Origin of the sequence: Carnobacterium sp. 1290_CSPC, from assembly GCF_001053265.1 — a bacterium.
Lineage (GTDB): Bacteria > Bacillota > Bacilli > Lactobacillales > Aerococcaceae > Aerococcus > Aerococcus urinaeequi.
The window spans coordinates 1-385 of record NZ_JVVG01000118.1; the positions used below are offsets into that span (position 1 = coordinate 1).

1 pseudogene is annotated in these 385 nt (G+C 38.8%); it reads right to left on the reverse strand.

Going from position 1 to position 385, the window contains the following annotated elements:
* Positions 1-244 precede the first annotated feature (244 nt).
* Positions 245-385 (reverse strand): annotated as a pseudogene (locus tag AC973_RS10075) (ISL3 family transposase); the annotation flags it as partial.

Consider the following 385-nt stretch of genomic DNA (forward strand, 5'->3'; position numbering starts at 1 on the left):
CATGCACGCTGTGATGTGTTTGGCTTTTTTCTTGCCTTTAGGCAAGGGAAGTGACCAATGGGATAACATTTCTAACAAATGGTGTTTTGTCCTTCAGTGTACGTTCCTTAAAAGCCGTGGCACCAGCGAGAGCCAAGGTCTCTCTGCTTTNAAATCGAGCCTTAGTCTCGATTTCATGCTTGTTCACGGCTAAGGACGTACACTTTCAGTCCTCTTTATTCAAAAATATACCACTATCCCTGGGTTAGCTTGCCATCCCATCAAATGTATAAGGTTTAGGATTGGATGGTTTGTAATTTAATTTGAATTGGACTAAAATTCTTGCACGTAAATGATGGAAGTTCGAATATCCAAAACCTGTTCGTTTAATTAATTTAATTTTATT